The following is an 8,040-nucleotide window of genomic DNA, read 5'->3' as shown; positions in this document are numbered from 1 at the left end:
GCCTCGTCGAGCGAACGGAGGAGAGGCCGCGAGCCGGTAGACGTCGCCGCGGCCGAAACGGGCAGGCGAATGCTCCGTGAACGCCACGCATGGAGTTCTCGACTGACGATGTCGACTATCGGACGCTCGCGGGTGCGGTCGTCCCGCGCCCGGTCGCGTGGGTCTCGACGCGCTCGACGGACGGCACGCCGAACCTCGCGCCGTACAGTTTCTTCACCGTCGTCGCGGTCGATCCCCCCACGCTCGCGTTCTCGCCGAACAAAGCGGACGGCCGGAAGGATACGGCGCGCAACGTGATCGAGACGGACGAGTTCGTCGTGAATGTCGTGACGGCGGACCTCGCGGCCGCGATGAACGAGACGAGCGCGACGCTCCACGCGGACGAGGACGAGTTCGCGCACGCGGGCGTCACGCCGGAGGACGGCGTCGCGGTGGACGCCCCGCGCGTCGCGGAGTCCCCGGTGCGCTTCGAGTGCGAGCGCCACGAGACCGTCGAGGTGGGGACGAACGATCTCGTGCTCGGGCGCGTCGTCCACGCCGGCGTGGACGAGGACGTGCTGACCGACGGGAAACTCGACGTGACGAAGGTGGACGCGCTCGCGCGCCTCTCGGGCAGCCAGTACGCCTACACGCGCGATCGCTTCGAGATGGAGCGCCCGGAGTAGGGCTGGCGAACAGGTGACGAACGGCGGAACACGGGACGCGTCGTCGCTCTATTGGTGACGCACACTCGGTGCGCTCCGGCCGTCGGCCGTACGCGATGTCGCTCGCGCGTCGGCCGACCGCGTCCCGTGGCGGGGAGTCAGGACATGCGACGGGGTGGTCACTCTCTCCTACGTGAAGGTTTGGTCGCGAGTCGCATCGCTCGCTCGACAAAATTGGAACGGAGCGTTCGCGCGACGAGCGGTTGACGAGACGGCTTCACCGTCTCGTTCGTCAATCGGAAATCCCCGATTCTCGATGACGGGCTCGTTAGAGTCCGGGAGTGGCGTGGGAGCGACGCTCCTAACCCACACTTGGCCTGACGGCCTCGCGTGGATCGCGTGATTCGTCGCGCGCCAGAGGCGCGCGACCTTTCTAGTGGAGGGTCTTGCTCGGGGGTGCGCGTCGCGCTCCCGAGGGGGAAAAGCCCTTTAGTAGATGAGCTCTTCGTCGTTCTCGACCATGTAGAGGGTGCGCGCGGCGATGTTGACGGCGTGGTCGCCGACGCGTTCGAGGTCGCGGACGGTGAGGAGCATCCGGGAGACGTCCTGCATGAGAGCCTCGACCTGTTCGTCGGAGTCGTCGGGGTCGAGTTCGGTCTCGATGAGGTCGCGGACGACGGTCTGTGAGGCCTCCGCGCAGAGGCCGTCGAGGTCCTCGTCGCGTTCGGCGATGTCGTAGCAACTCTCCGGATCCCGGGCCTCGTAGGCGCCCATGGCGTCCTCGAGCATGTCGAGGGTGTGATCACCGATGGCGTTGATGTCGACTTCCGGGAACATGTCCTGCTGGGAGTCGAGGGTGTACTCGCCGAGGTTGACGGCGAGGTCGCCGACGCGCTCCAAGTCGGTGATGATCTTGAACGAGGAGGCGATGAGTCGGAGGTCGCCGGCGACGGGTTGTTGGAGCGCGAGGAGGTCGATGCAGTCCTGCTCCAAGTCGAGGTAGAGATCGTTGATCTCGTCGTCGCCCGCGATGATCTCCTTTGCGGCCTCCCCGTCCTTCTGTTCCATCGCTTCGAGCGCCAGCCGGAGGCGGTCGATGACGACCTCGCTCATGTAGAGGACGTCCTCCTGCATGGCCTCCAGTTGTTCCTGATAGCTTTCGCGTGGCATGGATGTGTGGGTGTCGCGGGGTCGTGATAAAGCGTTCGGGGGACTAGCCGAACTTGCCGGTGATGTAGTCCTCGACGCGCTGACTCTGGGGGTTCTCGAAGATCTGATCGGTGTCGCCGTATTCGACGAGGTGGCCGCCGGTGAGGAAGACGGCCGTTTGATCGGAGATGCGGGCGGCCTGCTGCATGTTGTGGGTGACGATGACGACGGTGTACTCCTCGGCGAGGTCCTCGACGAGGTCCTCGATCTTCGAGGTGGCGATGGGGTCGAGGGCGCTCGCGGGCTCGTCCATGAGAATGACCTCCGGATCGACGGCGAGCGCGCGGGCGATGCAGAGCCGCTGTTGTTGGCCCCCGGAGAGACCCAGCGCGTTGTCGTCGAGCCGATCGGAGACCTCCTCCCACAGCGCGGCACCGCGCAGGCAGCGCTCGACGAGTTCCTCCTCCCGCTCTCGGTCATCGCCGCCGAGGAGGCGCGCGAGCAATCCCGTGTTGATGTCGCCGTGCTTGCGCGGGCCGTACGCGATGTTGTCCCGGATCGACTTCGGGAACGGATTGGGGCTTTGAAACACCTGCCCGACGCGCTTTCGAAGCTCGACGAGATCGACGCCCTCTTGGTAGATCTCCTCGCCGTCAAGCTCGACTGACCCTTCGACGCGCGCGGCCTTGATGCGATCGTTCATCCGATTCAGACACCGGAGGAACGTCGATTTCCCGCATCCGGACGGACCGATGAGCGCCGTCACCGAGTTCTCCGGGATGTCGATGGTGATGTCGTGGAGGGCGTGGTCGTCGCCGTACCAGACGTTGAGATCGGTCGCCGAGAACTTCGCGGGACCGTCGAAGTCGTACTCGATCCACTCGTCTTGGACCTCCTCGACCGTCTCACCGGCCGTTGTCGTAGTCGTTGTCGGCTGTTCGTCCTCCGCGGTCTCGGTGGTGGATGAGTCACTCATGTCAGGCCTCCAGACGCTTTCGGAAGTAGATTCGTGAGGCGATACCGATCGCATAGAAGGAGAGCACGACGAGCAGGAGCACGAGGGCGGTGCCCCATGCGAGACCGGCGTTCTTGTTGACGCCGGCGGTGATGACGGCGTAGAGCTGGTACGGGAGGGCGCTCGTCGCCTGCAAGAGCGCGTCGTTCGTCACGAACGGCGGCGTCGCGGAGAGCTGGAAGGAAGTCAGGACGTTCGGGGCGTCACTCGGGAACGGCGAGCCGGCGGCGACGAGGAGAATCGGGGCAGTTTCGCCGGCGATTCGGCCGATGCCGAGGATGATGCCGGTGGTGACGCCGGGCATCGCGGCGGGGAGGACGACGCTCTTGATCGTCTCCCACTTGCCGACGCCGAGCGCGGCGCTCGCGTCCCGATAGGCGTTCGGGACGCTCGTGAGGGCCTCGCGGCTCGTGATGATGACGAGCGGGAGGAGCATGAAGCCGAGAACGAGCTGGCCGGAGAGAATGGAGAAGCCGTTTCCGAGACGCGGAACGAGGAACGCCCAGCCGAAGAGACCGTAGACGATGCTCGGCGTGCTCCAGAGCCCGTTCGTGGAGACTTCGACGAGCTGAGTGAAGCGGCTCTGACCGGCGTACTCGGTGAGGAAGACGGCGGCCCCGACGCCGAGCGGGACGGCGAAGACGATGGCGCCGAGGACGAGCCAGACGGTGCCGACGATCGCCGGCATGATGCCGTTGACGTCGTTCAGGAGGGCGTGCCCGTTCATGACGAACGGCCAGTGGAACCAGAGGACTGGCCCGTCGATGACGACGTAGCGATGGATGGGTGGGACGTAGAAGTACGTCCAGTTCGCCCAGAAGAGTCCCCACTTGACGCCCTCGGTCATCGGCGCCCAGCCGCGAACGACGATGTAGGAGACGAGGACGACGAGGAGCGCGAGCATTCCGGCGGCACTCGCGGAGACGAGGAGATACGCGCTCGCTTGCTTCCCTTGGGTCCCGAATCCGCCGTAGGCGCGTGCGGCCATCCACGCGACGAGGAATCCGACGACGATGGCGAGCAGCGGCACCGCGATGTCGCCGGGGAGCGTGAACGATCCGGGGATCGGCGACCACGACCAGCCGGGGGCGATGACGCCGGTCGCGACGACGATGCCGGTGAAGAGCGAGAGCAGTCCGCTCGGGAGCGTCGCGCCGAGATCACCGCGGGGATAGACGGTGAGGAGGAGCGCGACGGCGCCGACGATGAGCGCGCCGATCGGCCAGAGCGTCCCGAAGCCGAGCGTCTGCGATGCGAGGAGTCCGCCGATGACGAGTCCGACGAGGCTGAAGGCGACGCCCGCCACGGGACCGGCGGTCCGATCCGGTTCCGAGCGCACGAGTCCGGCCCGAGAGGTCGCGCCGACACCGAGGAGCGCGACGCCGAGACCGGCGAGCAGCACGCCGAACCAGCGCGCGATCGAGAGACCGGCGACGGCGTCGGTGACGGCGAAGGCCTCGAAGAGCGCGAGCGCGCCGAGCAGCGCGCCGAGCAGCGCGCCGGCGGCGAGGAGCACCGCGGCGACGCCGAGCGTCGAGTTCCCTCGCTTGACGAGGTCGTTCCGTGACGCGTCGGTATTCATGCGCCACCCCCGAGCTTCTCGCGCATGCGTGCTTCCACGAGCTGTGAGCCGATGCTGAGCGTGAGGACGGTGATGAAGAGGACGACGCCCGCCGCGAACAGCGCGCTCATGTGGTCGCCGGAGGCGATGCCGTACTGGCTGGCGATGAGGCTGGTGAGCGTCTCCTGCCCGTTCGGCCCGAAGACGTCGTAGAGCGGGTCCGGGAGCGTCTGCGTGTGCGCGAGCATCACCGTGACGGCCATCGTCTCGCCGAGCGCGCGCCCGACGCCGAGGATGATCGCGGCGGAGACGCCGGAGAAGGCCGAGGGGAGCGTAACGGCGGTGATGGTCTGCCAGCTGGTCGCGCCGAGCGCGACAGAGCCGTCCTTCATCTCGTCGGGGACGGCGGCGAGCGCGTCCTCCGCGACGGAGACGATAGTCGGGAGCGCCATCAGGCCGATGACGACGCCCGCTCCGAAGAGGCTGCCGTAGATGGGAAGGGAGAGTTCGCGCATCATGTAGTCGTTGACGATGACGAAGCCGAGGAACCCGTAGACGATGGAGGGGATCCCGGCGAGGACTTCGATGGCTGGCTTGATGATCTCGCGCGCCCACCGGGGGGCCATCTCGCTCGTGAAGAGCGCGCCCGCGATCCCGAGCGGGCCGGCGACGCACATCGCGATGATCGTGGTGAGGAACGTCCCCCACATCATCGGGACGAGCGAGAAGACGCCGTCGTTCGGCGACCACATCGTCGCGCCGACGTGCGTGAGGAGTCCGATTCCCATCTGTCGGAGGACGGGGACGGACTGCCAGAGGAGGTAGAGCGTGATGAGTCCGAGAATGACCACGGTGGAGGCCGTCATCAGCGCCATCACGACCTTCGCGGTGGCTTCCTGATAGCGCCACCATCCGTAGGCGACGACGGCGAGGAAGCCGAGGAGGGGGTAGATGGTCGCGGCGGGGAAGAGGAGGAAGGCCGCGACGGTCGCGACGATCGTGACGGCGCTCCCTGCGCCGACGCGTCGCGTCCCCTCGTCGAGGTTCTGTAGCCGGCCGAATCGACCGCCGTCTGCGGTGCTCATTGTGTGTCGGGGAGCTTTGAGAGTTGGTTCCGTCGTCGATCGTCCGTGAGTGCCGCGTATCCCGATTCCGTGACGAAGCGCTGCTGACCGTAGTCGCTGATGATCATCCGTAGGAGGGCCGCCTCCTTCTTCGTGGTTCCCTCGTAGGTGTACATGTGGAGGTCGCGGGACAGCGGATAGTCGGGATCGGCGAGGTTCTTCCCGGGAGTGAACGTCTTCCCGTTGAAGATCAGGGTGGTCGCGGGGACGGAGTCGTCGACGAACGCGAGCGCCATGTAGGCGATGGCGTTACTCGAACTCGATACGACGGTCTTGACCTGCTGGTTCTCCCCCTTCCGGAGGTCGACGCCCGGAATCGGGGCGTTCGCGTCGCCGAAGAGGTTCTTCCGAAACGCGGTGTCCGTCCCGGATCCCTCCGCGCGCCCGATAGCTTGAATGGACTTCGAGGGTCCCTCGTAGTCGGGGACCTGTTGCCAGTCGTCGATCTCGCCCTCATAGATCGATTTCAGCGTCGCCGCGGTGATCGAGGTGACGCCCGCCTCGTAAATCTCCTCGCTGACGACGATGGGTTGGGCGTCGACGCCGACGACGTGGTTCGTGAACTTCGCGAGCGCCGACTCGCTCGCGTCGGAGAGCTCCGCCGCCACGGGTGCGCTCGAGTTCCCGATATCGACCTGACCGTTGCGGAGCTTCTCGAGGCCGGTACCGGAGTGGCTGAGGGTGACGGAGGCGTCGAAGGGCGCCGATCCGCCGTCGCCGTTCTCGAAGCCGTACAGCCCGGCCCAGTAGTCCGCGAGCGCCTGCTCCGTGTCGATGCCGTACTGGCTCGGTCCCCAGTATTTCGTGTTCGATGCGGGCGCGTTCGAGCGCCAGTACTGCACGGCACGGTTCGCGATCGGGTAGACGGTCGAGGAGCCGCCGGCGGTCAACGGTGATGGGCGCGTACCGTCGGCATTCGACGACGATGCGCCGTCGGACCCGCCGCTCCCCGGCGGCGTCTTACTGGTACTGATGCAGCCGGCGAACGATGCCGCGAGTCCAGCGCCACCCGCGAGGACCGCACGCCGAGAAACCGGCTCGTCGGTCATCATCTCGAAGGAGCCGATATACGAATAAATACTCTACTAATAGAGATACAGAGATATATATAGACTCGCGGCCGCCGGACGGCCCCGTCGCTGGCGATCGAACGCGTCCGACGATGAGATCCGTGCTCACGCCAGCGGCGCAGGAGACCGCCCGTCCCGCCTCGATCCGATCGCGATCGCGGAGAGAACCGAACGCGCGGCGTCGTACGCAACCCCGATCCCGCACCGAGTGTATGTACTCAGATACGACCCACGGGAGATGAAACCGTCTCGCTATATACTGAGCAATATCCCTCCGCCTAAGAACGTATATCTCGTGAAACCATCTTGTATCGGACAGACAAGCCCTCATCCGAATATATAGATAGCAGATTTAATATACAGAGTACGTGCAGTAGTCACACATGGAACGCCGCAAGGTGCAGGTCACGGGTGGTTCGACGTTCACCGTCTCGATCCCGAAAGACTGGGCGCGCGACCACGACGTCGGTGCCGGCGACGAGATCGCCTTCCATCCGGACAGCGGATCGCTGCTCCTCTCGCCCGTGAGCGAGGACGAGACGCAGCGCGGGACCTTCGACATCTCCGGCATGGAGGGCGACGCGCTCACGCGTACGGTGATGACGATGTACGTCAGCGGCTTCGACGTCCTCGTCCTCGAAGCCAAGCGCATCACCTCCGATCAGCGCCGCGTCGTCCGCAACGCCACGCAGGGTCTCGTCGGTCTCGAAGTCCTCGAGGAGACGAGCGATCGCATCGTCGTGCAGGACCTGCTCGATTCGAGCGAACTCTCCATTCACAACGCCGTCCGTCGGATGCGCCTCATCGCGCTCTCGATGCTCGACGACGCCGTCACCGCGCTCTGCGAGAACGACCACGACATGGCGGCGGACGTCATCGAGCGCGACGACGACGTCGATCGGCTCTGGTTCGTCGTCTCGCGGATCTTCCGCGGGTCGCTGCGCTCGCCGCGCACCGCCCAAGAGATCGGCATCACACGCGAGACGTGCTTCGATTACCACTCGAGCGCCCGCCAGCTCGAACGCATCGGCGACCACGCGGCGAAGATCGCGAACGTCGCCCTCGAACTCGACGAGCCCGTCCCCGAGGAGTCCGCCGCGGCGCTCGGCGACCTGCACGTCGACGCCGCGGACATCGTCGACACCGCGATGGAGGCGCTGTTCACCGACGACCGCGACGACGCGACCGAACTCGCGAACCGCGCCCGCGAGTCCATCCTCGGCATCGACGAGCACGCCCGCGCCCTCGACGACCTGCTCCGCGACCTCGAACCCCACGAGGCACAGCACCTCGGTCTCGTCGTCGACTCGCTCTCCCGCTGTGCGGACTACGGGGGGAACGTCGCCGAGACCGCCCTCCAGAAGGCCGCGCCCGCGCCCGACCTGTAAGCTACCCCACCCTACTTCGCTCACCGCATACGCGGTTCGCTCGTTGAGGAAGGGGGCTCCGCCTCGAACTTTAGCTGATTGAGGCGCTA

At 66.2% G+C, this 8,040-nt stretch carries 7 protein-coding genes; 2 read left to right on the top strand and 5 right to left on the bottom strand.

The features are described from left to right. Positions 1-89: 89 nt before the first annotated feature. Complete coding sequence (locus AOZ13_RS12520; RefSeq protein ID WP_020220957.1) at positions 90-665, top strand: flavin reductase family protein; 576 nt, start codon at positions 90-92, stop codon at positions 663-665. A gap of 468 nt (positions 666-1,133) precedes the next feature. On the opposite strand, the gene phoU is transcribed toward AOZ13_RS12520, so the two are convergent. From phoU to AOZ13_RS12495, 5 genes are read right to left on the bottom strand one after another with little or no spacing between them, the layout of a single operon-like run. Next, complete coding sequence (gene phoU, locus AOZ13_RS12515) at positions 1,134-1,814, bottom strand: phosphate signaling complex protein PhoU (protein ID WP_020220956.1); 681 nt, start codon at positions 1,812-1,814, stop codon at positions 1,134-1,136. Between the two features lie 43 nt (positions 1,815-1,857). After that, positions 1,858-2,769 carry a phosphate ABC transporter ATP-binding protein PstB gene (pstB, locus tag AOZ13_RS12510; protein WP_020678477.1) on the bottom strand — a complete coding sequence of 304 codons (912 nt, stop codon included), beginning with the start codon at positions 2,767-2,769 and terminating at the stop codon, positions 1,858-1,860. A 1-nt stretch (position 2,770) separates the two neighbouring features. Continuing rightward, the gene (gene pstA / locus AOZ13_RS12505) at positions 2,771-4,390 is read right to left on the bottom strand and encodes a phosphate ABC transporter permease PstA (RefSeq protein WP_021780754.1); all 1,620 of its coding nucleotides are present in this window, start codon (positions 4,388-4,390) and stop codon (positions 2,771-2,773) included. Further along, positions 4,387-5,454 (bottom strand): phosphate ABC transporter permease subunit PstC, encoded by a 1,068-nt coding sequence (gene pstC / locus AOZ13_RS12500; protein WP_021780753.1) that lies wholly within the window; start codon positions 5,452-5,454, stop codon positions 4,387-4,389. The genes pstA and pstC overlap by 4 nt, the downstream gene beginning before the upstream one ends. Beyond that, positions 5,451-6,542: a PstS family phosphate ABC transporter substrate-binding protein gene (locus AOZ13_RS12495; protein WP_044958173.1), complete on the bottom strand. Its 1,092-nt coding sequence runs from the start codon at positions 6,540-6,542 to the stop codon at positions 5,451-5,453. Before AOZ13_RS12495 ends, pstC begins: the two co-directional genes overlap by 4 nt. A 404-nt stretch (positions 6,543-6,946) precedes the next feature. On the opposite strand from AOZ13_RS12495, the gene AOZ13_RS12490 reads away from it, so the two are divergent. Further along, positions 6,947-7,951, top strand: a complete 1,005-nt coding sequence (locus AOZ13_RS12490; RefSeq protein WP_020222399.1) for a phosphate signaling complex PhoU family protein — start codon at positions 6,947-6,949, stop codon at positions 7,949-7,951. The last annotated feature ends 89 nt before the right edge of the window (positions 7,952-8,040 follow it).

It is taken from the genome of Halarchaeum acidiphilum MH1-52-1, from assembly GCF_000474235.1.
Classification (GTDB): domain Archaea; phylum Halobacteriota; class Halobacteria; order Halobacteriales; family Halobacteriaceae; genus Halarchaeum; species Halarchaeum acidiphilum.
Note: the sequence above shows the minus strand (reverse complement) of the source record. Positions and strands in the feature narration are given on the sequence as shown.